The organism is Arthrobacter sp. YC-RL1 (assembly GCF_001454985.1).
Classification (GTDB): Bacteria; Actinomycetota; Actinomycetes; order Actinomycetales; family Micrococcaceae; genus Glutamicibacter; species Glutamicibacter soli.
In genome coordinates this window covers 3,317,526-3,341,545 of record NZ_CP013297.1, presented here as the reverse complement: position 1 = coordinate 3,341,545, position 24,020 = coordinate 3,317,526, and the positions used below count along the sequence as shown (strand labels likewise).

The window sequence follows — 24,020 nt, the reverse complement described above, 5'->3', positions numbered from 1 at the left end:
CGTGGCAAACCCTGCGATTGAAAAGACCCTCGCCTTTGCGGAGTTCGACACCACGCTGATGTCCGCCGCCAAGGATTCGCCCTGGATCCGCAGCGGCGCGGTGACCGAGGAATTCAATCCCTCCTACGAGGTGCTCGAACGCCTGCTGAGCATCCCGGTGCGCTCCAAGGCCGCCACCCGCTCCGGGCGCTTCGCCCAGGGCGTGGACACCTGGCTGGCCCACGAACTGCGCCGCGCGGGATTCGACGCCGACCTGGTCTGGCCGCGCACCGAGGCGCCCCGTGTGCTCTCCAAGGACATCCTGGAGCTGCTGCGCCGGCTGCCCGAGCGCCTCTCCGAGGAGGTGCACGAGGCCATCATGGCGGGCAAGGCGGGAAGCACCGACGCCCGGATCCTGGGCCGCGCCTACATGAAGCAGACCGACGTGGTGATGACCCACTGGTCCACCGGGCCGGAGCTGCTGCTGAGCACCAAGGCGATGACCTCCTCATTCGGCAAGAACTTGTCAAACCGCTACGAGGAGGCCTACGGGGACGCCGCGAACCTGCGCGCCCGCTATCCGCTGGCCGCCGTCGGATTCTTCTTCGTCCAGCGCGCCACGATCCTGGAATCCGAGCCGGCGGCCTACCGCCGCACGGTGGACATGATCCGCAAGCTGCGCGATTTCGGAGACGGCTTCGGCTACACCGCCACCGGGCTGCTGCTCGTGGACTGGGACGATGAAGCAGAGAACCCACAGGTCAAGTGCGTGCACTCGCCGGTGCCCGCGGATATCGCCGCGCCGCAGTTCCTCAACGCGATGGTGGACGAGGTCCTGAAGGTCACCCCGATCGACCTGCATGAGGCAGCCCGCGCTCGCCGGGCCGGAGAAGTCGCCCCGCTGCCCGGCCACGAAGCTGTGGATGAGCAGCAGGAAGCGCTCTTCTAGAACGCCGGATCGACGCTGGTGGTTCCCAGCCAGTCGTTGTCCGGGGCCTCCATGCCGAGCCTCGGGAAATGCTGGTCGGCCTCTTCGGCCTCCGGGCCGATGTGCAACGTAGGCACCAGCGAGGGAAGCTGTCCCAGCTCCGCGCCCAGCTCCATGGCCAGCGACGGCGCCGGCTGGGCCTGCACCGGCTGTTCCAACGCCGGCTGCAGCGATACCGGTGCGAGGGAATCCTCGGCCGGCAGGGCAACCAGGACGACGTCCTGCACAGCGGGTTCAGGCTGCGGCAGCCCGGCGGCCCAGGCGCGCGCGGCGTCGGTAGCCCGGTAGATGAATTTGGTCTGCCCGTCCTGCTCGAAGCTACGCTCGCGCTCCCACAGCTCGGAACGTTCGTAGTACGCCCACGAGGCGGGGTTCGCAGAATCGATGATGGTGATCGGCGTGCCTCCGGCGTGCAGCGCGAATTCGAGGCGCATCGACGCGACATGCTGGCGGATGCCCATGCGGCGGTAGTCCGGGCGCACCGCCATGGAGCCGAGCTCGAGCGCGTCCATGGCGCTGGTCGGGGCGATGATCGAATCGTGCACCACCCCGGCGGCGACCAGGAGCTCGCCGTCGCGGACGGTTACGACCGCGCGGGCGCGGTCCATTTTCTGGTGCCAGCGGGCATCGGTCACGGCGTACAGGCCAGCCAATTCAGCACGTTCCGCCTCATTTGGAGACAGGCATGACAAGGCAAAAGTCAGGTTTTCAAACACTGGGGTACGGTCCTAAAAAGCTAAGAACGAACGAAAAAGTGGCTTTGCTTCCCGGAGAAAAATCCGTTCGGCGGTTTCGTTGGCCTTGAGGGGACCGTTGCCGGCGGCTTCCGGCAGCTTCCTTGTAGGGCCCAGTTTGAGCTCGATGAGCTAGAAAAATTATGGGGTCTGAAAGTGCACTTTGACAAGTTGAAACGAGGGCTGCGAAGTGAACTCTAAATAAACGAATTGCCACCGTTTTTCAGTGCTTGTCATCGACCATTTTGGAGATTTTTGATTCCCTCGGCGCGTGGTGTTCCTGGCGGTCGAAGCGGCCCGGGGATGGCGCCGATTCGGCACGATTTGGAACGTAGGTCGGAATACGGCTAGGATTATCTAGGTGCTGAACCGGAAACGGACAGCGCAGATGGATCTTTAGCTCAGTTGGTTAGAGCGTTCGCCTCACACGCGAAAGGTCGCTGGTTCGAGTCCAGTAAGATCCACCGGTAAAAAAGCCACCGCAGAAATGCGGTGGCTTTTTCGTATCCGGGCTGGCCGCTAGTTCTGCGAGCCTTCGGTGAGCAGCTCGTAGATCCTCGGCTTGACCTCGGTTCCCAGCATTTCAATGCTCTTCATGAGGTGCTCGTGGGGCAGCGAACCGGCGGAGTACTTGATATCGATGCGGGACAGTCCGAGCGTGCGGACCGCCTTGGCCATCTTTCGTGCCACCGTCTCGGGGCTGCCTGCCATCATGGCGCCCTGCGGACCCATGGCCGCTTGCAGCTGGATGCGGCTGGCAGGACCCCAGCCGCGTTCGGCGCCCAAACGGTTCATGGTGCGCTGGTAGTGCGGCCAGAGCAGCTCCAGCGCTTCTTCGTCGGTATCGGCCACGAGTCCGTGGAAGTGGGCCCCGACCGGCTGTTCCGGTTCGCTGAACTCCTTCAACGCCCGGTGGTACAGGTCGACCAGTGGTTCGAAGGCCGCGGGCTGCCCGCCGATGATGGCCAGGAAGAGCGGCAGGCCATGGCGTGCGGCGCGGATGACTGACTGCGGGCTGCCGCCCACTCCGACCCAGGTCGTCAACGGCTTGCCTTCGAGCAGCGGGTAGACCTGCTGGCCGCGCAGGGCCGCTCGGTGGCTGCCGGACCACGACACCGGATCGCCGTGGCGCAACTTGGCCATCAACGCGAGCTTCTCCTCGAAGAGCTCCTCGTAGTCTTCGAGGTCGAGACCGAACAGCGGGAAGGACTCGATGAACGAGCCGCGCCCTGCGATGATTTCCGCGCGGCCGTTGGACAGCGCATCCAGGGTGGCGAAGCGTTCGTACACGCGGACCGGATCGTCGCTGGACAGCACGGTGACTGCGGTGCCGAGCTTGATGTTCTGCGTGGTCGCCGCCAGCGCCGCGAGCACCGTCTCGGGTGAGGAGATCGAGAAGTCATCGCGATGGTGTTCCCCGATCCCGAAGAAGTCGAGTCCGACTTCTTCGGCCTTCTGGCCCTCGGCCAGCACGTTGCGGATCACCTGGGCGTGGGACAGCGGGGTTCCATTGGCGTCCTCGGTGATATCGCCGAAGGTCTCGGCTCCAACCTGCGGAAGTTTCACGGTGGTGTTCATGGGTTCGGCCTCTCGCTATATTGCATGCATATACATCTAATTTCCCACTGGGCGTAACTTGCCCCGCCCCGGAACTATTCCCCCCGGGGGCGTGCCACGCCCGAATGTGTTCGGCGATACGCCGTGATTTGGAGGATTCCCCAGCAACTTCCAGAAGTCGGGTTGTATCGTGATTTACATGCAACATCGAACGTTTCGGGAAGGTGATCCGTGGCGCAGTTGAACAACGACCAGTTCTCCGGAAATCCACGTGGTGCGGGGGACGATCCGGATCCGGCCGTCGGCGCATTGCCGCGGATCAGCACCAGCGAAATCAAGATGGGGCAGCTTGCCGAACCCGAGCATCATGAGGAGCCCACGGCCTCGGAACTGCCGCTGAACACTGCGGTCAGCGCCAGCGTCGCCGCGGCCCCTGCCTCGGACCCCGAATCGCGCACCGGCCGCGTTCACACTACGGACGAAGGCATCACCCTGGTGCCCACGCGGGCGAACCCGGTGGCCCGCAGCCTGCTGGCCAAGATGTGGATTTCCACCTCGCCGCCCACCCAGGCGCTGGACATCGTGGATCGCCTGCAGGGCACCCCCTACGCGAACCCCACGGTCAACAAGGACCAGGACGCGTCGGCCCGCCGCACGCTGGAGTTCGCGCTGGACCTGGGCGAGACACTGATCCGCTACGGCGCCGGCGCGCTGGAAGTGGAAACCAGCATCATCGCGGTGACCGCGGCGCTGGGCCTGAGCTACCTGGACGTGGACATCACCAACCAGTCGCTGCACCTGAACTACAGCCCGCCGGACGCCGAAAGCTACTCGATCCTGCGTGTGGTGCGTTCCTCCACGGCGAACTACGCGGGCCTGGTGCTGGTGCACCAGCTGGTCTCCGACATCATCGCCGGCGGCGTCTCGCGCAGCGAGTCCGCCAAGCGGCTCAAGGCGATCATGCGCAAGCCCAAGCCGTTCCCGCGCTGGATCGTTGCCAGCGGCAACGCGGTGTTCGCGGCGGCCTTCGTGCTGTTCATCGGCGGGTCGTGGCTCGGCGCGCTGGTGGCCATGGGCTCGTCCTCGATCGTCTCGCAGATCGGGCGCTACGGCGCCCGGTGGCGCGTGCCGGCTTTCTTCACCATTGCGGCCTCCACGTTTGTGGTCACGGGCATCGCGCTGGTGAGCTACGAGCTGCATGCGCCCATCGACCCGGCGCTGGTGGTGTCCGGCGGCATCCTGCTGCTGCTTCCTTCCGGGCGGTTCGTCTCCGCCCTGCAGGATGCGATCAATGGGTTCCCGGTGACCTCCGTGGGCCGCCTGTTCTCCGCGGGACTGACCTATACGGCCATCGTCTCCGGCATCTCCACCGCGCTGGTGATCTCCTCGGTGCTGGGCTGGGACAGCGTGGACGTGCACCAGATCGACAAGATCGCCTACCCGGCCTGGCTGCTGGTGATCCTGGTGGCGGTGGCGATCATCGCCGGCGCCGTCACGGAACAGAGCTCGGTGAAGCTGCTGCTGCCCACCGCCGGGATCGCCGTGGGCGGCTACCTGATCCAGCTGTTGTGCGAGTACATCGGGCTGGGCGTCCGGGCCACTCCGGCGGTGGTGGCCACGGTCATCGGCTTCGCGGCGCGCTTCGCGGCGGACAAGCTGCATTCCCCGCAGCTGGTCATCGCGGCTCCAGCGGTCATGTTCCTGCTGCCGGGCCTGATGATCTTCCGCGCCATGTACTCCATCGTGTTCGACTCCAGCGACATGTCCAGCGGCCTGGTGGAGATGTTCAACGCCTTCGCGATCATGCTCTCCATCGCCGGCGGCGTGGTCTTCGGCGACACCCTGTGCCGGCCGCTGACCTCCAGCGCGCGGCGCGAACGGCGGCTGATCCGCCGCCGCTGAGTGCGGCTACAGCGCAGGCAACGACCAGTCGATCGGCGGCTGTCCGGATTCGGACAGCCGCCGATTGATTTCGGAGAAGGGCCGCGAGCCGAAGAACCCGCGCGAGGCGGACAGCGGCGAGGGGTGGGCGCTGGCCAGCTGCGGCATCCGGTCCATCAGCCCCGCCAGCTTCTGCGCATGCCTGCCCCAGAGCAGCGCCACCGGAGGGTTCTCGCGCTGGTTCAGCGCGCTGATGGCCGCTTCGACGACCGCGGACCAGCCCAGGCGCTGGTGCGCCCCGGCATGACCCGCCTGGACCGACAGCGACTGGTTCAGCAGCAGAACTCCCTGCTCATGCCAGGCGCTGAGATCCGGGTGGGCTGCCGGGGCAATGCCCAGATCGTCGTTCAGCTCCTTGTAGATATTGGACAGCGACCGGGGCAGCGGACGCACCGAAGCCTGGGCGGCGAAGGCCAAGCCGTTGGCATGGCCCGGGGTCGGATACGGATCCTGTCCGATGAGCACGACGCGCACCTGCGAGCGCGGAATGCGAAGTGCGCGCAACATCACGTGCGGTTCCGGGAGGATCTGCTCTCCGGCGGCGCTGCGTCGTGCCAGTTCAGCGGCGATCTTCCGGAGCTTGCCATCGAGTGGCAGCAGCACCGGGACCCAGTCCTGGGCGATGAATCCGCGCTCCGCCATGGATCTGGCGCCGTGGTGGAAGGGGAAATCCTCCGGCTCGTAGCGGGGGACCGGTACCGGCTCCGGGTCGCCGAACAGGGAGGGCTGCAGGTTGTCCATGGCATCCATTCTGCCGGTATTATGGCGTGGCTGTGCCCGCGGGCGCGGCGCAGCACAGGCGAGTTGGTTAGAATATCGGTGGTATGTCCGCCACTGGCGGAGCAGAACGCAGGGCCGAGACCGGACTTTGCCGGGTGAAGGAAAGAGGTGTGGACGCATGGCTGAGGGTGAAGTGCTGGTGGATTTCGTAATGAATCCCGACTCGGAACTCGATGAGCGTTCCCAGCAGATCCTGAACATGGAAAAGTTGTGGTGGAAGTATGCCGGCGCCAAGGAACAGGCCATTACCAAACAGTTCTCCATGTCGCCGACGAATTACTACCAGCTGCTGAACCAGCTGATTGAGACGGACGCGGCGTTGGCTTACGACCCAATGCTGGTCAAACGCCTGCGTAGGCTTAGGTCTACCAGACGTCGTGTGAGCGGTACCGTCGGCTCCGGACGCTAGTTTCCGGAACCGGCCGCGACCAGTCAGACCTCGAGCAAGGACAAGAATGACCAACTACCCACGTGACGAATTCGATCGCGTTCCGGAGTTCAACACCCGTGTGGGTTCGCACCACGCCAACGGGTGGGCGCAGTCTGCCGCCTCCACGACGTCCGGTGGAAAACTTCGTTGGGTAGTTATTGCAGCCGTGCTTGTCGTCCTGGTGGGCGCATTCGCCTACTTCTTCGGCCCCGGCGGCCTGAAGCCGATTGTCGGCTCCGCCCCGAACCCCACCGAAACCACCTCGGCAGCCCCGAGCGAGGACGCCACCTCCAGCCCGAGCGAAACCGAAAGCGCCACCCCCTCCGCCTCCAGCACCATCGATGATGACGACGTGCTCTTCGGGCAGCTGATCGGCGTCTACAACGGCGCCAGCATCGCAGGCATCGCCTCGGCCGGCGAAGACGCCCTGTCCGAGGCCGGATTCACCAATATCACCGCCAGCAACTGGACCCGCCCGGCCGAGACCTCCACCGTGTACTACACCTCGGAGGCCTATCGCACCACGGCCGAAAAGGCCGCTGAGGTGCTGAATATCGACGAGGTTCTGCAGACCCAGAACATTCCGAACCGGGTGACCGTGGTGATGGGCTCAGACGACACCCTCGAAGTACGCTAACCCCGCAGTATCCAATTGCTTCGCTGTGAGCCGATCAGCTTGCACTCGCAGGGCGAGAGTGCCAATATTTGTATTAGCACTCATGCGTTGCGACTGCTAACGCCGATTGGCTTTTCGCGTTTTAACCGCAGCCGGTCCGGCCTCAGACGTCGCTTCGCAGGGAGCGTGAAGAATACCTCAGATAGCGAGAGCTGACGCGGCTGCAGGCCCGATGCCCAGCCGTTGCACTCGTCCGTCGCGGGCGCTGTCTGTCGGTTGCATTTTCGCAAAATCGTCCCGAAAGGACCGAAAGCCACTATGGCCAAGATGATTGCATTTGACGAGGAAGCACGCCGCGGACTTGAGCGCGGCCTGAACACCCTTGCAGACGCCGTAAAGGTGACCCTGGGCCCACGCGGCCGCAACGTTGTTCTGGAAAAGAAGTGGGGTGCCCCGACGATCACCAACGATGGCGTGTCCATCGCCAAGGAGATCGAGCTCGAGGATCCATACGAGAAGATCGGCGCAGAGCTGGTCAAGGAAGTTGCCAAGAAGACTGACGACGTCGCAGGCGACGGCACCACCACCGCAACCGTTCTCGCCCAGGCACTGGTCAAGGAAGGCCTGCGCAACGTTGCCGCCGGCGCCGACCCGATCGCGCTGCGCCGCGGCATCGACAAGGCCGTAGAGGCCGTCACTGCCGAGCTGTTCGCCGCCGCCAAGAAGATCGAGTCCAAGGAGCAGATCGCTGCTACCGCCTCGATCTCCGCAGGCGACCCTGAGATCGGCGGCCTGATCGCCGAGGCTCTCGACAAGGTCGGCGAGCAGGGCGTCATCACCGTTGAGGAGTCCAACACCTTCGGCCTCGAGCTGGAGCTGGCCGAGGGCATGCGCTTCGACAAGGGCTACATCTCCGCATACTTCGTCACCGACGCAGAGCGCCAGGAGACCGTGCTGGAGGACCCATACATCCTCATCGTGAACTCCAAGATCTCCTCGGTCAAGGACATGGTCACCCTGCTGGAGAAGGTCATGCAGTCGAACAAGTCGCTGCTGATCATCGCCGAAGACGTCGAGGGCGAAGCCCTGGCCACCCTGATCCTGAACAAGATCCGCGGCCTGTTCAAGTCCGTTGCCGTCAAGGCTCCGGGCTTCGGCGACCGCCGCAAGGCCATGCTGACCGACATCGCCATTCTGACCGGCGGCCAGGTTGTCTCCGAGGAGATCGGCCTGTCCCTGGACAACGTGGGCCTGGAAGTTCTGGGTACCGCCCGCAAGGTCGTTATCACCAAGGACGAGACCACCATCGTTGAAGGCGGCGGCGAAGCCGACGCCATCGAAGGCCGCAAGGCCCAGATCGCAGCCGAGATCAAGAACACCGACTCGGACTACGACCGCGAGAAGCTGCAGGAGCGCCACGCAAAGCTCTCCGGCGGCGTCGCCGTGCTGAAGGCCGGCGCAGCCACCGAGGTGGAGCTCAAGGAGCGCAAGCACCGCATCGAAGATGCCGTGCGCAACGCCAAGGCAGCAGTGGAAGAGGGCATCGTCGCCGGCGGCGGCGTAGCCCTGATCCAGGCCGGCGCAGCAGCCTTCGAGAAGCTGTCGCTGGAAGGCGACGAGGCAACCGGTGCGAACATCGTGCGCGTCGGCATCGAAGCTCCGCTGAAGCAGATCGCCCTGAACGCCGGCATGGAGCCAGGCGTTGTCGCCGACAAGGTCAAGGGCCTGGCTGCCGGCCACGGCCTGAACGCCGCCACCGGCCAGTACGTCGACCTGCTGGAAGCCGGCGTGAACGATCCTGTGAAGGTGACCCGTTCGGCCCTGCAGAACGCCGCATCGATCGCAGGCCTGTTCCTGACCACCGAAGCCGTTGTCGCGGACAAGCCAGCTCCTGCCGGCGCCGCACCAGCCGGTGACGACATGGGTGGCATGGGCGGCATGGGCGGCTTCTAAGCTTCCCCGCCCGGCTCGGCACCACGCCGAGACTACCTGGTGCCTGTGGCCCGTTTCCCCTGGGGAAACGGGCCACAGGCCGTTAAAAGCCGGAAGCTATTCGCCGAGCCAGCCGCGCAGCACTGAGATCTCCGCGCCGACGTTGCTGCGGGCCGCGTTTTCCCAGCGGTCGATGCCTCGCACGGTGCTGTAGATGTTGTCCTTCTCCAGTAGCGAGCCCAGCACCTTGATCCGTCCGGCAGCCAGGGCCGGGCGCGAGAAATGCGCGTACTCCTGGTAGATCGCCTGGGCATAGCGCTGGTAGGCCGGCTGCGGGCGGGCCAGCACCTCAAGATCCGCATCGCACAGGATCCGGCCCAGGCGGTCGTGGTCGCCGGGGGAGTGCCCTGCGGTGAGCAGGATCAGTTCGCTGACCCTGGACACCGCCCCGGGGCTCAGCAGCCCGTAGAGGCGCTCGCGGGCAAGGATCGCGGACTTGGCCTCGTCGTCCGAGGCTCCGTGGTACACCGCGTCGTGGAACCAGGCGGCCAGCTGCAGCAGCATGCGCTCCTCGCCGTCGGCCTGGTCCTTCGCCAGCCAATCCAAGGCCTCCAGCACGGACAGCAGGTGGACCCTGTCGTGGTATCTGCGATGCGACTGCGACCAGCGTTCCAGCAGCTCGCGGCCCAGCTGGGGTTCGGTGGGCAGAGTTCGGGCCCAACGGCGGGACAGCACCGGTCCCAGCTTTTCCGGGCGGTACTTGGCCGGGATGCGCAGCCCGGAGGCGATCAGCGCCCGAGCCAGGTCGCCGGCCGAAACCTCGTGCGCGCCGTCCCGCACCAGCTCGGCATAGCGGGACTGCGGCACGTCGTAGTGGTCCCTGTCGAACGCGCGCTCGGGCAGCTGGTGCGCACGGGCAAAGGCATGCAGTTCATCGAGCGTCGCATCGGAAACCAGATGCGAAAAGAGCGTTCCATGGGCAGGCCATGACGGTGGGTCGATCAGGATGCTCATAGGCTCTAGCCTACGTGTTGGTAGCGGTTTTGAAGTCCCGTTCGGGGGCCCTGGGCACGGGTGGGCAAAGTCCCGTTGTAAGAGACGTGGAATTACTTGGCGGCGGTGCATTCTTCGGATAGGTTGTACTTTAATCATTCAGCACTTTCACAGGCCATAAATCTGTCATCACTGAAGCGGAACGCCTCGGCGTCCCGCAACTGCCTGTGACTTCTTTGGGGAATCGAGACACCATGTCGCCTAAGATCAATACCACCCTGCTTTCGGCAGCGGTTATTTCTGGACTTCTCGTCTCTGCCGCTCCGGCACAGGCTACCGAAACCACGGACGATGCCCTCCAGAGCATCACCGTTGCACAGCAGGAAACCCAGACCGAGCCGGCAGCGCCGGCGGCCATTGAGGCCCCCGTGCAGCAGCCTGCCGTCGAAACCCCTGTCGTGCCTGCGCCGCCAGTCGCCGAAGTGCCCACCGACAACGTGGAAGACATTGCAGTGGAAGCCCCGGCAGAGCAGACCGTCGTCCAGGAGTCGCAGGCCCCAGTCGAGGACAGCGTCGAGGAAACGGCTCCGGCTGCACCGGTGGAGGAGAATGCTTCAGTTGAGGATTCGGCTCCCGCGCAGGACCTAGCTGCCGGCACCGAGACCGGCGCGACCCAGCCAGCGGACGAGACCAGCTCCGCAACCGATGAGACGGTCGACTCCGACTACATCGAAGGAGTCGAATCGGACAAGGACTCTTTGGCATCGTTCCTCGAATCCGAGGCTGTCCAGCAGCTGTCGGACGAGTTCGGCGATCTCGACTCTGACATCTCCGAGGAGGAGCAGGCCTTCTGGGAAAAGGTTGATGCATTGCTGCCTGAGGGCAGCGAAGGCTGGGATGATGCCCAATGGGATGCCTTCTACGAAACCGAAGAAGGACAGCAGCTGCTGCAGCTGATCGAGGAAGAATTCGGTACCGAAGATCCGGAGATCTCCGACGAGGACCTGCAGTTCCTCGAAGAGATGATGGACCGTCTCCCCGCAGGCGCTGAAGAGTGGACCGATGAGCAGTGGGGCGAATTCTTCGCGACCGAAGATGGCCAGGAGTACCTAGCGCTCGTGCTGACCTATCTTTTGGATAGCGTCAGCAGCGAAGCGGAGCTTGAAGAGCTCCTGGAATCGATCTGGGCGGAGTTCCCCGGCGATCAGCAGTGGCTCGAAGATTTCCTGGCTTTCTACTTCGGTGAAGAAGCGCCGGAGGGCGAGAAGCCCGAGGCGAAGCCCGAAGCCAAGCCTGAAGCAAAGCCATCCGAGAAGCCGGTAGAAATCAAGCCGGCAGGATCCATCGACAAGAAGCCGGAGAACACCGGCTCCGAATCGGCCAAGGGCGACGCGAAGCCGCAGGCCTCGGAGAACGAACTAGCTGATACCGGTTTCAACGGTGCGCTGCTGGCGGCTGCGGGCGCGGGTCTGCTGCTGATGCTGGCCGGAGCCGCCATGGTTCTGCGCCGCCGCAAGGCCTGAGCCTCGTAGCCAACGCATGGATGCTGGCCGCTGGATCATCTTCCCTGAAGCTGATCCAGCGGCCAGTTCTTTGTGGTTTTGGCGCTGTTTTCGCTGGGGATGCGCCGTTTAGTAGCGGAACAGCGAGGTATTGACCTGCTCGACTTCCTCGTACTGCGCCGAGGCATGATGCAACGCCGTGGCGATGTTGCCCAAGGCTTCTTCGATGCGCAGGTGGGTGCTTCGCCATTCGGCCACGATGGCCTGGAACGATGCGGCCGCCGAGCCATGCCATGTGCCCTGCAACTGGTCCAGATTCATCTGTATCGTGGCGACTTCTGAACGCAGGCGGTCGATGGTGCCCATAACCGCTTGGGACTTGGCCTGCATTTCGCCGGTGTTGGTGGAGAACGTGCTCATGATTCCTGCTCGCCTTTCATCGGATCGTGATGACCTAACGATAGGAGCTATGGCACCGAAGCAGAGTAAGCCGCAGGCCGGTTGTGGACAATGAGGCTACGACTCGTCGTGCTCCGGATGGAAGTCGAAGTCGTCGTCGCGCGGCTCGGGCATCGGAACGTAGGGCAGCGAGATGGCCATGGTGGCGCCGCCGCCTTCGGTTTCGCTCAGCGACACGGATCCGCCGTGCTGTTGGACAATGGCTGCGACAATTGCCAGCCCCAGGCCGGAACCGCCGGTTTCGCGTTGGCGCGAGGCATCCGAGCGGTAGAAGCGCTCGAAGATTCGCTTGGCGTCCTCTTCGGGAATGCCGTGGCCGTGGTCGCGGACCTCGAGTACTGCGTCGAGGGCACCGGCCACCAGCGAACGCACACCCACCGCGATCTCGATCGGGGACCCTTCGGGGGTGTAGCGCAGGGCATTGGTCAGCAGGTTGGCGATGACCTGGCGGATGCGGGCGTCGTCTCCGACAGTGCTGGCGGGGCTGGGCTGGTTGCTGGACAGGCCCACCAAGGTGACCTTGCGGTCGGGCGCCCGCACCCGGGTGTCCTCCACGATGTCCTGTCCGAGCACCAGCAGGTCGACAGCCTGCTTCTCCATCGGGCGCTGCTCGTCCAGGCGCGCCAGCATCAGCAGGTCCTCAACGAGCTGCGCCATGCGCTTGGATTCGCTCTCAATGCGCCCCATCGCCGAATCGAGGGCTTCGGGGCTCGCCAGTCCGCCGTGGCGGTAGAACTCCGAGTAGCCCTGGATGGTGACCAGCGGGGTGCGCAGCTCGTGGGAGGCATCCTGAATGAAGCGCCGCATCTTCTGTTCGGAAGCTTCGCGGTCCTTGAAAGCCTTCTCGATCTGCGCCAGCATCGAATTCAGCGAGCGTGAGAGCCTGCCGACTTCCGTCTCCGCAGGATAGTCCGTCACGCGCTGGGTGAGGTCGCCGGCGGCGATCATGGACGCGGTGCGCTCGACCTTCGTCAGCGGTTTCAGCGACCGGGTGGTGAGGGCATAGGCGATCATGGACATGACCAGCGCGGCGAGCAAGCCGGTGGAGAGCACCAGCACCGCCGCCTGCTGCGCGGTGTTGTTGACGGTGCTCAGCGGGATCGCCAGGAACAGGTTCAGGCTGCTGCTCTTCAGCGGAATCACCATGGTCCGCCACCCGGCGGAGTTCGCCTGGATGCCCGGGATGGTCACCGGCTTGTTCGGCGTTTCCAGCAGCTTATCGATATTGGCCGGATTCAACAGCGGCGAATCCAAGGCCGTGCTCGGCGAAACCCGCGAGCGCGGCATGATGTAGACGATTTTCCCGTCTTTATCACGGATGTCGGCGTAGGAGCTGTTCAGCCCGAGCAGCGTCGGGTCGAAGTCCTTGAAGCCGTCGGGGTCCCCGGGGTTGTCCACCGAATACAGGTAGGCCTTGTTCAGACCAAGCCCCATCGTCGGTCCGGCGGCGACCAGCTGGTCATCGATCTGGTTGGTCATCGAGATCCGCAGCGTGTGGGCCGAGCCCACGGCCGTGGCTACGATGGCCAGGATCATCAGCCCGAACATCACTGTCACCAGTTTGGTGCGCAGCGTGGTGCGCCGCCAGAGGGAACGAATCGACTTCATAGGATGACTTTACAAGTCCCTTGCTCGTGGACGGACGCGGCTAGCGGCGGTCCGGGGTGCGCATCAGGTAGCCGACGCCGCGTTTGGTCTGGATCAGCGCAGGCCATTCGGGGCGGTCGACCTTGCGGCGCAGGTACGAGATATAGGACTCGACGATCGACGCGTCGCCGTTGAAGTCGTACTCCCACACGTGGTCCAGGATCTGCGACTTGGACAGCACGCGGTTCGGGTTCATCATCAGGTAGCGCAGGAGCTTGAACTCGGTGGGGGAGAGGTCGATGATCTCGCCGGCGCGGCGGACCTCGTGCGCGTCGTCGTCCAGCTCGAGGTCGGCGACCACGATGGTGGCGTTCTCTTCCTCGCCCGAAGACGTGCGGCGCAGGACTGCGCGGATGCGTGCGACGACCTCGTCCAGGCTGAACGGCTTGGTGACATAGTCGTCGCCGCCCACGGTCAGGCCGGTGACCTTGTCCGAGGTGTCGTCACGTGCGGTGAGGAACAGGACCGGGAAATGGCGCCCCGCGGCGCGCAGCTTGCGGGTGATGGTGAATCCATCCATGTCCGGAAGCATCACGTCGAGCACTGCCAAGTCAGGTTCCTCGGCCTCAACCGCTGCCAGGGCGTCCCGGCCGTTGGCTGCGGAGACAACTTCGAAACCTGCGAAGCGCAGGGAAGTGGACAGCAACTCGCGGATATTCGGCTCGTCATCGACAACGAGAAGTTTTGCCTCTGGGGTTTTTGCACTCATGAAACCCAGTGTGCCTAAGAAGTCTGGGAGATTCCTGTATGAATGCTGGGGTAGAAAATTAGTTGTTGCGACGCCGGATGACGTTGCCGATAACGACTGCAACGCCCAGCAGGAAGGCGACCGGAAGGCCCCAGACGCCCAGAATCATCAGGAAGGGCGGGATGCTGATTTCCTGGAAATAGAGCACCAGCGTCGCAGCCAATGCCAGGGTGGAAACTACGGCAACGCCGATGGCTAGACGCGAAACAACGGACAGGGTGACGGATAAGGTGCTCACCGTTCCTACTTTACCGTTGCCGTCCCGGAGGAGGGAGTCCCGAGTCAAAGAGCGCCCAAGGTGATTTTGTGTCCGGATGAATGACATAATCAAAGGTAAACGACTTGGTTCGACTCCGTGCGTCGAGCACCCGGGAAAAGAATTCGAAAAGCCCGGTGAAAGCTCCGCGGAAGCGAACACCTGAATATGCATGGTGCTGAGCAGGCCTCGGCCATGCAGCTACGCACGAGAAACGAACGAGGTATTACAGCATGCCTACCGGCAAGGTTAAGTGGTACGAGAAGTCCAAGGGCTTTGGATTCATTACCGCAGAAGACGGCAAAGAGATCTACGTCAACGCAGCGGCCCTGCCCGACGGCATGCATGAGCTGCGCCCGGGAACGCGCCTTGAGTTCGGTGTGGCCGAGGGCCGTCGCGGACCGCAGGCCTTGAGCCTCCGGGTGCTCGAAGCGGCCCCGTCGGTGGCTCGCGCCAAGCGCAAGAAGCCCGAAGCCGAGGCCGTCGTCATCGAGGACCTAATCAAATTGCTGGACAGCGTTTCGAATACCTTGCGCAATGGGCGCTATCCTGAACATGCATACGGCAAAAAGGTAGCTACCGTGCTGCGCGCGGTAGCCGACGATCTGGACGCATAAACAATGGCCCGTAAACCCAAGCTGGACACCCTCCTCGCTGAAGCGGTCGATACCGCGCGGCTATCCCTGGCTGAAATCGCCGGGGAATCCGAAATCGGCGAACACCTCGGCGTCACGGCCGAGGGTGAGCGACTTGTCACCCATAGATTTATCTCCCATAAAAAGGGATACCAAGGTTGGACATGGTTCGCGACACTCGCGCGGGTGCCACGGGCCAAGGCCAAAGATCTGACAGTGTGCGAGGTCGGGATCATTGCCGGCGAGGATTCACTGCTGGCTCCTGCCTGGGTGCCGTGGGCGGATCGTCTGGCCAAGGAGGAGATCGAAGCCGCAGAGGCCGAGCACAGCGCCGTTGAAGGCGAGCAGCCTACAGAGGCTGAGACCTCGGCGGCCGCGCAGGATGAGCAGGGTTCGGAGCAGCCGCAGGCAATTCCTGAGGGAGAAGCTGACGCCGTTCCTGCACAGGACGAGCTCGCGACCGACGAGGTTGCGGACGAGGAAGAGCTGCAGTCGGTCAAGTCACCGGCTCGACGCCAGGTCCGCCGTCGGCGCACTGCCCAGCGAACCGCCGCACGTCGCCGCGCCGCGCAACGCAACCGCGCACGCAAGGACGGCTAGCGCCGAAACAGGCATACAGCGAAGGGCTCGGACCATGTGGTCCGAGCCCTTCGCTGTTGTGGTGTCGTGCGTCGTGGGGACTAGAGCTGTTCGATCACGTAGTCGATGCAGTTCAGCAGTGCCTGGACGTCGCTCGGATCGATCGCGACGAAGGTTGCGATACGCAGCTGGTTGCGGCCGAGCTTGCGGTAAGGCTCCACATCGACCACGCCGTTGGCGCGAAGCGCCTTGGCGATGGCGGTGGCGTCGATCTTGTCGTCGAAGTCGACGGTGGAAATGACGTTGGAGCGGTGTTCCGGATTCGCCACGTACATCGCAGCGATGTCGGAGGCCTCGGCCCAGGCCTGGACCTTGGCCGCGGATTCGGCGGTGCGCTCAGCGGCCCAGGCGAGTCCGCCGTTGGCGTTGATCCATTTGATCTGGGAATCCAGCATGACCAGCGTGGTCAGTGCAGGGGTGTTGTAGGTCTGGTTCTTCAACGAGTTGTCCAGAGCGGTCTTCAGGTTCAGGAAGTCCGGGATCCACCGGTCGGTGGCGGCGATTTCCTCGATGCGCGCAATGGCCGCCGGGGAAACGAACGCGATCCACAGGCCGCCGTCGGCTGCGAAGTTCTTCTGCGGCGCGAAGTAGTAGACGTCGGTTTCGGCCAAGTCCACGGCCAATCCGCCGGCGCCGCTGGTGGCGTCGATGACCATCAGTGCGTCATCGTTGGCGCCAGCTACGCGCTTGACCGGGGCTGCAGCGCCGGTGGAGGTCTCGTTGTGAGGCCATGCATAGACATCGACGTCGGCTTCGGCGGCGGGAACAGGAACGCTGCCCGGCTCGCTGGTGATGATGGTCGAGGCAGCCAGGAACGGGGCCTTGTCCGTGGCTTTGGCGAATTTGGAGCCGAACTCGCCGAACGACAGGTGCTGCGCCTTGTTGCGCACCAGGGAGAAGGCGGCCGAATCCCAGAACGCGGTAGCGCCGCCGACACCCAGCAGAACTTCATAGCCCTCTGGCGCGTTGAACATTTCCTTCAGTCCGTTCTGGACCGATGCCACAAGGTTCTTGACCGGAGCCTGACGGTGCGAGGTGCCCAGGAGGGAATCCGCTGCCTCAACAATCGCCTGGACTTGCTCTGCGCGAACCTTGGACGGACCGGCGCCGAAACGACCGTCGGCTGGCAAAAGATTCTGTGGAATGGTGATGTCCGTGCTCATCGTGCTCCTCGATATAGCTATAGATTGAAGGGCTGAAAACCCGCTGTTCCGCGGCGCGGAATAAGGTGGGTGGGTTCAGGCGTTTCAGTACTATCTTCGCAAACCGTGAGCGTTTCAGAGAAAAACCGGACGGAGGGTTACGACATCCTCGGTGGCCGGCCCCGTAACGAATATGTCCAGCGCACCCAGTAGAGTGTGTAGTGACGTCTCATTATTTTTACGAACTTATTGTTGTGACTTCCAGGAGCGGCTGCCGTGTCTGACCTTATCGATACAACCGAGATGTACCTGCGTACCATTCTTGAACTGCAAGAAGAGGAAATCGTGGCCTTGCGCGCCCGAATCGCAGAGCGTCTGGGCCACTCAGGCCCGACTGTGTCGCAGACCGTAGCCCGGATGGAACGAGACGGCCTCGTCGTGGTTTCCACCGACCGCCATCTTGCCTTGACCCAGAAAGGTCACGAACTGGCAACGAGCGTCATGCGCAAGCACCGCCTTGCTGAACGACTGCTGGCAGACATGATCGGGCTCGACTGGGAGTACGTCCACGAAGAAGCCTGCCGCTGGGAGCACGTCATGAGCGAGCGCGTCGAGCGCCGGCTCTACGACTTGCTGGGGAAGCCGACGGTCTCCCCGTACGGCAACCCAATTCCGGGTTTAGAGGTCCTTGGCGGGCCAAAAGTGAGCGAAATCTCATCGGAAGTTCAGAACCTTGACCAGGCTCTTTTGGATGGAGTGGAAGGACCGCTGGCAATCGAGCGCCTCGCGGAACCTATCCAGACTGACCCGATCCTGCTGGGACAGCTGAATGAAGGCGGAATCCGCCCTGGGGCGATTGTCACCCTTGAGCGTGCTGAAGACTACATCGTCGTACGCGTGCAGGGTGTAGAGGGCGCTTTGGAGCTTCCGGTAGAGGTCAGCAGCCATGTATTCGTCAAGTCCCACAAAAGATAACGAAATTGTAACTTTCCCTTTTGACGGGTAACGTTAGTACACGGTGCACGGGGTTAGACCCGCACCAGCCCATACATTGCGCGAACGCCTAGTATTGCCCTGCGCGCGGATGGGAAGTCAGTTTATGGGGCAATAGCGGGGGACCCACTTTCCGACGTTTACGTCTAGGGGTGAAGTCCTGCCAAAAGCAGGCCGGCTCATTCTCAGGAGCCGAATCCGACAGCTAACTTCGTAGGCGCTACATGAGAGGAATGTTTTGGTAGAAACCAAGACGACCGGCCGCCGCGCCGCCGTTGTTGAGCTGGATGTGATTGGCGAAATCGCAGCTGCCGCTACCGAGCGTGCGGGTGGACGCCGCGCATCGCGGGTGAGCGAATCGGCTGTTGCCATCGAGCCTGCAGCACCGGTGCATGCCAACTACGTAGGTCGCCGTTTCGAGGAACGCGCACGCTACGGCATCGCCCCTACCCGCCAGATGCTGGTGCTGGAAGATGCAGACAGCAATGTCATTGCTCTGCCGGGCGCAGTCGCTGCCCAGCCTGAATCCGCAGAGATCTCGAGCAATGTCGAGTTCATCTCGCAGCTGGACGCTGATACCAAAAAACCATCGCGACTTGGCTTTAGCCACAAAGTCGCTGCAGTTGCCGCAGTTTCGGGCCTGGCCCTTGCCGCTATCGCGCCACAGTTCTCGGGTTCGTCCAGCGACGACGTGGCCGTTGCCGCCGAACGCACCGCAACTTCCGCAGTCGTGGACGTCACCGCGCCAGGATCGGTTGGACTGGAAGTTGAACGCGCAGCGCTGACTTCCGAACTGAACCCTAATGTTGCGGGAGAAGAGAAGCTCTCCGAGGTTATGGCAGCCTCTGGCGGCAACGTCACTGCCATCAAGTCGACGTCCGGATTGCTTGACCGCCCGGTGAAGTCGAACCGCATTACCTCGCCTTTTGGGCACCGCAATAACCCGACCGGCGCTGGCACCATGATCCATGGTGGTACAGATTACGGTGTGGCCTGCGGCACTGAGGTTTACGCCTCCGCTTCGGGTACCGTAACCGTCGCAGGGTGGGCCGGGCACTCCGGCAACCGGGTCATGGTGGACCATGGCGATGGACTGGAAACCGGTTACAGCCATAACACGAAGGTTCTGGTCAACGTGGGCGACAAGGTCAAGCGGGGAGATCTGATCGCGCTGAGCGGCACCACCGGCAACTCCACCGGTTGCCACGTGCACTTCGACGTCATAATCGACGGGCAGTTCAAAGACCCAGCCGGCTGGTTGTAACGTTCTTCGTCACCATTCCGTGACCTAAACGTGACATTTGGAAAATCATCCTATAGGCTTATATGCGTGCCAGGGGGATCTCCCTGAGCAACATTGCGTGAGAACCGAGCACTGCCAACACGCAATGTGCAGTTATAAACAACTCGTACGGCAGTGGCGGGGGAACCAATATCGGGTCGTTAGTTTGAACTAACAACCCTAGGGGTGAAGTGGAAGAGAAGGAAACTTCGAATCCACCGAGGTAACTCCACTTCGAACCCGACAGCTTACCTCGTAGGTATCAAGGAGAGGCTTTAAAAAGTGACCAAGCGTCAAACTCATGGACGTCGCCGCGCCGATGTGCCACGTACCAATTCTCTGGAAGCGATCTCGCAGGCTGTTGCATCGAACGCTGGCTCTGTAGGTCGTCAGGCAGCAGTCGTAGCTGCAGCTTCCGGTCTGATCATCACCTTGGGCGTGCCTGGCCAGGCAACTGCTCCACGCGACGTTTCCGCGGCTCCGGTTGACACCATCAACCCAGAGCGCGTGGCAGTCAAGGCTGTCAGCGTTGCCGCAGACAAGAAGTCTTCGGTTGATATCGAGCGCGCCAGCTTCACCGCCGACGAGAAGCCGGAGCCGGTTGTTATCGCAGTGGCCAACGAGGTCACCTCGACTTCGTCGAACGCCACGGCGCCCACCACCCGTTCCAACCAGTCGTCCTCCAGCAGCTCCTCGGACGACTTCGCTCCGGTGACCCGCCAGAACGTCAACAGCCAGTCGAACTCCACCCAGTCGAACTCCACCCAGTCGACCAGCACCAAGAAGAAGGCCAAGAGCAGCTCTTCGGTCAACACTTCGAACCTCTCAGGTATCGCGGCTACCGCTGCCAAGTACGTCGGCGTTCCATACGTATGGGGCGGCAACGGCCCATCGGGTTGGGACTGCTCGGGCTTCGTGAAGTACGTTTACGCACAGCACGGCATCAACATCGCCCGCGGCACCTCGGCAATCCTGGGTTCCGGCCAGTTCAAGCGCACCAGCAACCCTAAGCCGGGCGACTTGGTATTCCAGAACGGTGGCGGCCACGTAGGCATCTACCTGGGCGGCGGTCAGATGATCGGGGCACAGAACCCAACCGTGGACACCATGATCCACTCGGTGAGCCGTAACCCGCTGTACGGTTACTACACCCTGGCTCGCTAAGCCTAAAAACTTTCCATAAGCCGCCGAACGTGAAAGACGTTCGGCGGCTTATGCCTTTAACCAGGATGAACATCTGGGTCTTCGCAGATGAACTTCGCAGAATTTCTTTCTTGAACCCTCACATAGCAGAGGGCTGATCCTTTAGGCTTGCGATAGAGCCTCTCCGTAGGGAACGCGAGCCCCACCAATGCCAGATGGCGGCTATCGGTTCAAGAAGGAAGTACTGCAAGATGCGAACACTGGTTTTGAATGCCGGCTACGAGCCCCTGGCCGTGGTGACCTTCCGTCGAGCCCTTTTGCTGGTGATGGCGGAGAAAGCCACTATCGTCCTGCAGGATGACTCGTCGCCCGTGCGCAGCGCTCACGGCGAGTTACCGCGGCCAACGGTAATCGTCTTAAAGCGCTATGTACGACGCCCCTACAGGGACATGAATCATGTCACCCGTAGGGGCGTTCTCCGTAGGGACAGGTTTACCTGCGCCTACTGCGGCAAGTCCGCCAATACCATCGACCATGTCATTCCCCGCAGCAGGGGCGGTCAGAATACCTGGGAGAACCTGGTAGCGGCCTGTCTGGCCTGCAACAGCCGCAAGGCCGACAAGATGCTCGCACAGCTCGGCTGGCAGCTCCGCGTCACCCCGCACCGCCCGCGCTATGGCGGGCATCTGGTCTCGGGGCTCAACCAGATCCACGATTCGTGGGATGTCTACCTCCAGGCGGGCTGACACCGCGCAACTGCAGGCGGGAGACCTCGACTAGGCCTTGGCGCGTTCAATTGCCGACGGGAGCACGTGCTCGCGCAGCAGCGGCGCGAGATCGTCACGCAGCAGCGCCTGCTTTGGATCGATCCAGAGCAGCTCTTCAAGCTCGGCCAACGGTTCGAGCTCGCCGCTGAAACGCCCCGAAAAAAGATGCGCGTGAATCGAGGTCGAAGCCTCGTTGGCGGCAGGGCCATGCCACTCGCCGCGGTACTCGAGCTCGTCCGGTGCGAACTCGACACCGAGCTCCTCTTTAATTTCTCTAATGACAGTTTGTAAAGGTGACTCGCCTTTCTCGGGTTTGCCGCCAGGCTGCATGAATTTGCTCGTCCCGCGTTTGCGGACCAGCAATATTTCTCCTTGGTTGTTGATTAAACAAGCGGCTGATATAGTCAATTTTTTCTTCATGAATTCACAATATCGCGTGTGCGAAGCCGTCGCAGGTGGTAACGTGCATAAGTGGATCTCCAACGTTTTTAGTTGTTGTTCGCCGTGGTCTTATTACTCGCAATTTTTTGACCGAGTGGGTGGTGGCAGGTGAAAGCCGAGGAACGGAAAGATCGATCCATCAAATTTATAGATCTATGGAGCATTAATGCGACGGGGTACCAACCTAGGGCGCTTGGGAGACTTCAACCAAGCCGTAATTCTTGAATCCATCCGCAGGGCACCGGATGGAATCAGCCGCGTCGAACTGGCAAGTTCGACGGGTCTGTCACCGCAGACCATTTCAAATGTTGTGCGTCGTCTTCTTGACGACGGCATCGTGCGCGAAGACCGCACCATCGTTTCCGGCCCGGGCAAGCCACGCACCGTGCTCGAGCTGGAAGGAAACCGTCTGGTTTCGATCGGTATCCATCTGGACCCCAGCATTCTGACCTTCGTGGCCATGAACCTGCGCGGCGAAGTCCTGCGCGAGCGCAGCATCGAAGTCCCGAACCTCGAAGTGGCTTCCGAAACCGTGCAGCTGATGGCGACCACCGTCAAGGAACTGATCGCAGAGATCCGTGTTCCGAAGAAGCATATTGTCGGAGTGGGCATTGCCGTGCCGGGTCCGGTGAACGTCGAGGAAGGGGTGGTTCTGAACCCGCCGCTGCTTGACGGCTGGGCCGACGTCGAACTCGTCAACCCGCTGCGCAAGCTCCTGCGCCTGCAGGTCATCATCGAAAAGGACACGATTGCCTCCGCAGTTGGGGAACTGTGGCAGTCGAAGGAAGAAAAGACCGACGACTTCGTCTTCGTGTACTGCGGCCACGGCTTCGGCGCCGGCATCGTCATCGATGGCGAAGTCCACCACGGTTCGAGCAACAACGCCGGCGAGATCGGGCATTACTCCACGGGCCACAAGTCCGTGTTCTGCGAAGAGTGCGGTGCAGATGACTGCCTGGCTTCCGGCACCTCCTACGAATTCATCGCGTCAAAGGCCAAGGAACGCGGCCTGGAACTACCGGCCTACGAAATCCTCGGCCCAGAACAGCGCGCAGAAGGCATGAACCGCCTCACCGAGCTGGCGCTGGAAGGCAATGCCGTGGCCAAGGAACTGGTCACCGAGACCATGGTCATGGCTGGCGAAGTCGCAGGCCAGCTGGCCAACGCCCTGGATGTCCGCGAGGTTGTCTTCGGCGGTCCGCAGTGGGACAAGGTCAGCGAGCTCGTCGGCGCAGACGTCGACGCAGCGGTCAAGCGCCGCTTCGGCTTGCGTACGGTGCACGACATCGACACCCGCACCTCCGCGCTGGGCGCCAACGTCGGCGCCGTCGGCGGCGCCTGCGTCGTCATGGACGCCTCGCTGTCGCCAAAGGCCACCGCTTTGCTGCTGCGCTAAGCGTTCGTCGCAGCTAGGCCGCCAAAGGGCGCGTTCCCCGTGGAACGCGCCCTTTGGCGCGTCCGGGAGCTGACGCCCGGACGCGGCAGACGAGAAAGGCGCTTCCGCACGATGAATATCGCGGGGAAGCGCCTTTCTCGTATTGGTGCCCCTGGCCGGAATCGAACCGACGGCCTACCCTTTAGGAGAGGGTCGCTCTATCCTACTGAGCTACAGAGGCTGGGCGTGAAAACACCAACAAGACTATCCTACTAGGTACTTGCTGTCGTGAACCACGCTGCCACGCTAGGAGCTCTGGTCGCGGACCTCGGCCATCTTGCGCTTCAACGACCGGTTGGCCCGGGACAGTCCGAGCCCGATGATCAACCCAGCGGTGATGATCAGCAACGCCCAACGAATCGTGGTGAGGATCGATGCGAACATGACCGCTCCGGCAGTCACCTCGTTGGCGGTGAACAGGGCATCGATAGCGAAGTTCTCCACGATATCCGCCACGGCGAACCCCAAGGGGGCGCACCACGCCAGCAACCGGGTCCGGCGGTTCGGAATCCAGCGGATGAACAGCAGCATGCTCATGGCGGCGGTGAACAGCGGGAAGAGCATGCCGGCGGTCTTGTGAACGTAGTTCAGCTGCCCCCGGGCGTCCTCGTCCATGGCGCTGCGCAGCGCTTCAATATCCTCCACCGTGTAGCCGAAGACCCGCTGGTCCGGCATGGACAGGTTGTTGCTGAGATCGGTCATCTGGCTCAACGCCATCCCGTGGAGATAGATAAACAGAAAAAGACTGATGGCCAATCCAGCGGAGATCAGCAGCATGGGATTGGATTTGTTCTCGTGGGAAGTGCTTTGGACGTTGTATTTGTTCAGCTTCCGGTCCAGAGCCTCACCCTGCTGTTCGACGAACTGGGAGGGTTTGCGGTATTCCTTGGACTTCCTGACCTTCTTTGCCATACCTTCCATTATGCCCGGTAGGCTGTGTCCCGGTTCGCTCGGCCGGCATCACGATACTGTCCAATGCGG

24 protein-coding genes, 2 tRNA genes and 2 riboswitches are annotated in these 24,020 nt (G+C 62.6%); of the genes, 14 read left to right on the top strand and 12 right to left on the bottom strand.

The genetic code is table 11. The features are described from left to right. The first annotated feature begins 1 nt into the window (after window position 1). Entirely contained in the window at window positions 2-928 is a 927-nt protein-coding gene (locus ATC04_RS15385) for a hypothetical protein (RefSeq protein WP_052772240.1), read from the top strand. Here ATC04_RS15385 and ATC04_RS15380 read toward each other — a convergent pair. Beyond that, window positions 925-1,683 (bottom strand): GNAT family N-acetyltransferase, encoded by a 759-nt coding sequence (locus ATC04_RS15380; RefSeq protein ID WP_231736001.1) that lies wholly within the window; start codon window positions 1,681-1,683, stop codon window positions 925-927. The two genes, ATC04_RS15385 and ATC04_RS15380, sit on opposite strands and share 4 nt — an antisense overlap. 408 nt (window positions 1,684-2,091) lie before the next feature. Between ATC04_RS15380 and ATC04_RS15375 the strand changes: the two genes are divergently transcribed. Continuing rightward, window positions 2,092-2,165 (top strand) — tRNA-Val (locus ATC04_RS15375). 55 nt (window positions 2,166-2,220) lie between these two features. On the opposite strand, the gene ATC04_RS15370 is transcribed toward ATC04_RS15375, so the two are convergent. Further along, complete coding sequence (locus ATC04_RS15370; protein WP_047118273.1) at window positions 2,221-3,279, bottom strand: LLM class flavin-dependent oxidoreductase; 1,059 nt, start codon at window positions 3,277-3,279, stop codon at window positions 2,221-2,223. Window positions 3,280-3,489: 210 nt separating this feature from the next. On the opposite strand from ATC04_RS15370, the gene ATC04_RS15365 reads away from it, so the two are divergent. After that, window positions 3,490-5,160, top strand: a complete 1,671-nt coding sequence (locus ATC04_RS15365; RefSeq protein WP_047118274.1) for a threonine/serine exporter family protein — start codon at window positions 3,490-3,492, stop codon at window positions 5,158-5,160. Between the two features lie 6 nt (window positions 5,161-5,166). Here ATC04_RS15365 and ATC04_RS15360 read toward each other — a convergent pair whose 3' ends face one another. After that, window positions 5,167-5,940 (bottom strand): uracil-DNA glycosylase, encoded by a 774-nt coding sequence (locus ATC04_RS15360; RefSeq protein ID WP_306462527.1) that lies wholly within the window; start codon window positions 5,938-5,940, stop codon window positions 5,167-5,169. Window positions 5,941-6,097: 157 nt separating this feature from the next. Between ATC04_RS15360 and ATC04_RS15355 the strand changes: the two genes are divergently transcribed. From ATC04_RS15355 to groL, 3 genes are all read left to right on the top strand, one after another. Further along, window positions 6,098-6,388: a DUF3263 domain-containing protein gene (locus ATC04_RS15355; protein ID WP_047118275.1), complete on the top strand. Its 291-nt coding sequence runs from the start codon at window positions 6,098-6,100 to the stop codon at window positions 6,386-6,388. A 46-nt stretch (window positions 6,389-6,434) separates the two neighbouring features. Beyond that, on the top strand, window positions 6,435-7,046 hold the full coding sequence (locus ATC04_RS15350; protein ID WP_047118276.1) for a LytR C-terminal domain-containing protein: 612 nt from the start codon (window positions 6,435-6,437) through the stop codon (window positions 7,044-7,046). Between the two features lie 297 nt (window positions 7,047-7,343). Further along, on the top strand, window positions 7,344-8,978 hold the full coding sequence (gene groL, locus ATC04_RS15345) for a chaperonin GroEL (protein ID WP_047118277.1): 1,635 nt from the start codon (window positions 7,344-7,346) through the stop codon (window positions 8,976-8,978). Window positions 8,979-9,074: 96 nt separating this feature from the next. On the opposite strand, the gene ATC04_RS15340 is transcribed toward groL, so the two are convergent. Continuing rightward, the gene (locus ATC04_RS15340) at window positions 9,075-9,971 is read right to left on the bottom strand and encodes a DUF4031 domain-containing protein (RefSeq protein ID WP_047118278.1); all 897 of its coding nucleotides are present in this window, start codon (window positions 9,969-9,971) and stop codon (window positions 9,075-9,077) included. A gap of 233 nt (window positions 9,972-10,204) precedes the next feature. Between ATC04_RS15340 and ATC04_RS15335 the strand changes: the two genes are divergently transcribed. After that, a complete protein-coding gene (locus ATC04_RS15335; protein WP_047118279.1) occupies window positions 10,205-11,473 on the top strand; it encodes an LPXTG cell wall anchor domain-containing protein in 1,269 nt (422 codons plus the stop codon). Between the two features lie 108 nt (window positions 11,474-11,581). Here ATC04_RS15335 and ATC04_RS15330 read toward each other — a convergent pair whose 3' ends face one another. From ATC04_RS15330 to ATC04_RS15315, 4 genes are all read right to left on the bottom strand, one after another. Beyond that, window positions 11,582-11,872 carry a WXG100 family type VII secretion target gene (locus tag ATC04_RS15330; protein ID WP_047118280.1) on the bottom strand — a complete coding sequence of 97 codons (291 nt, stop codon included), beginning with the start codon at window positions 11,870-11,872 and terminating at the stop codon, window positions 11,582-11,584. A gap of 96 nt (window positions 11,873-11,968) precedes the next feature. Continuing rightward, the gene (locus tag ATC04_RS15325; RefSeq protein WP_047118281.1) at window positions 11,969-13,519 is read right to left on the bottom strand and encodes a HAMP domain-containing sensor histidine kinase; all 1,551 of its coding nucleotides are present in this window, start codon (window positions 13,517-13,519) and stop codon (window positions 11,969-11,971) included. A gap of 40 nt (window positions 13,520-13,559) precedes the next feature. Then, entirely contained in the window at window positions 13,560-14,267 is a 708-nt protein-coding gene (locus ATC04_RS15320) for a response regulator transcription factor (protein WP_047118282.1), read from the bottom strand. Window positions 14,268-14,325: 58 nt separating this feature from the next. After that, window positions 14,326-14,544 carry a hypothetical protein gene (locus ATC04_RS15315; protein ID WP_047118283.1) on the bottom strand — a complete coding sequence of 73 codons (219 nt, stop codon included), beginning with the start codon at window positions 14,542-14,544 and terminating at the stop codon, window positions 14,326-14,328. 251 nt (window positions 14,545-14,795) lie between these two features. Between ATC04_RS15315 and ATC04_RS15310 the strand changes: the two genes are divergently transcribed. Further along, entirely contained in the window at window positions 14,796-15,179 is a 384-nt protein-coding gene (locus ATC04_RS15310) for a cold-shock protein (RefSeq protein ID WP_047118284.1), read from the top strand. Window positions 15,180-15,182: 3 nt separating this feature from the next. Next, window positions 15,183-15,797, top strand: a complete 615-nt coding sequence (locus ATC04_RS15305; RefSeq protein WP_047118285.1) for a DUF3027 domain-containing protein — start codon at window positions 15,183-15,185, stop codon at window positions 15,795-15,797. 80 nt (window positions 15,798-15,877) lie between these two features. Here ATC04_RS15305 and serC read toward each other — a convergent pair whose 3' ends face one another. Beyond that, window positions 15,878-16,999 (bottom strand): phosphoserine transaminase, encoded by a 1,122-nt coding sequence (gene serC / locus ATC04_RS15300; protein ID WP_047118286.1) that lies wholly within the window; start codon window positions 16,997-16,999, stop codon window positions 15,878-15,880. 255 nt (window positions 17,000-17,254) lie between these two features. Here serC and ATC04_RS15295 point away from each other — a divergent pair, with 255 nt between their 5' ends. From ATC04_RS15295 to ATC04_RS15280, 4 genes are all read left to right on the top strand, one after another. Then, a complete protein-coding gene (locus tag ATC04_RS15295; RefSeq protein ID WP_047118287.1) occupies window positions 17,255-17,953 on the top strand; it encodes a metal-dependent transcriptional regulator in 699 nt (232 codons plus the stop codon). Window positions 17,954-18,028: 75 nt separating this feature from the next. Continuing rightward, window positions 18,029-18,207: riboswitch (cyclic di-AMP (ydaO/yuaA leader) on the top strand. 2 nt (window positions 18,208-18,209) lie between these two features. Next, on the top strand, window positions 18,210-19,235 hold the full coding sequence (locus ATC04_RS19500; RefSeq protein ID WP_052772241.1) for a M23 family metallopeptidase: 1,026 nt from the start codon (window positions 18,210-18,212) through the stop codon (window positions 19,233-19,235). Between the two features lie 130 nt (window positions 19,236-19,365). Continuing rightward, window positions 19,366-19,530: riboswitch (cyclic di-AMP (ydaO/yuaA leader) on the top strand. Window positions 19,531-19,535: 5 nt separating this feature from the next. Beyond that, complete coding sequence (locus ATC04_RS15285) at window positions 19,536-20,417, top strand: C40 family peptidase (protein ID WP_047118288.1); 882 nt, start codon at window positions 19,536-19,538, stop codon at window positions 20,415-20,417. A gap of 230 nt (window positions 20,418-20,647) precedes the next feature. Then, window positions 20,648-21,142, top strand: coding sequence for an HNH endonuclease (locus ATC04_RS15280; protein ID WP_047118289.1), 495 nt, complete (start codon window positions 20,648-20,650; stop codon window positions 21,140-21,142). 30 nt (window positions 21,143-21,172) lie between these two features. On the opposite strand, the gene ATC04_RS15275 is transcribed toward ATC04_RS15280, so the two are convergent. After that, the gene (locus tag ATC04_RS15275; RefSeq protein ID WP_047118290.1) at window positions 21,173-21,583 is read right to left on the bottom strand and encodes an NUDIX domain-containing protein; all 411 of its coding nucleotides are present in this window, start codon (window positions 21,581-21,583) and stop codon (window positions 21,173-21,175) included. 187 nt (window positions 21,584-21,770) lie between these two features. Here ATC04_RS15275 and ATC04_RS15270 point away from each other — a divergent pair, with 187 nt between their 5' ends. Continuing rightward, window positions 21,771-23,000, top strand: a complete 1,230-nt coding sequence (locus tag ATC04_RS15270) for an ROK family transcriptional regulator (protein WP_047118291.1) — start codon at window positions 21,771-21,773, stop codon at window positions 22,998-23,000. Window positions 23,001-23,143: 143 nt separating this feature from the next. Here ATC04_RS15270 and ATC04_RS15265 read toward each other — a convergent pair. After that, window positions 23,144-23,220 (bottom strand) — tRNA-Arg (locus tag ATC04_RS15265). A gap of 65 nt (window positions 23,221-23,285) precedes the next feature. Next, window positions 23,286-23,951, bottom strand: coding sequence for a hypothetical protein (locus ATC04_RS15260; protein WP_052772242.1), 666 nt, complete (start codon window positions 23,949-23,951; stop codon window positions 23,286-23,288). Between the last annotated feature and the right edge of the window lie 69 nt (window positions 23,952-24,020).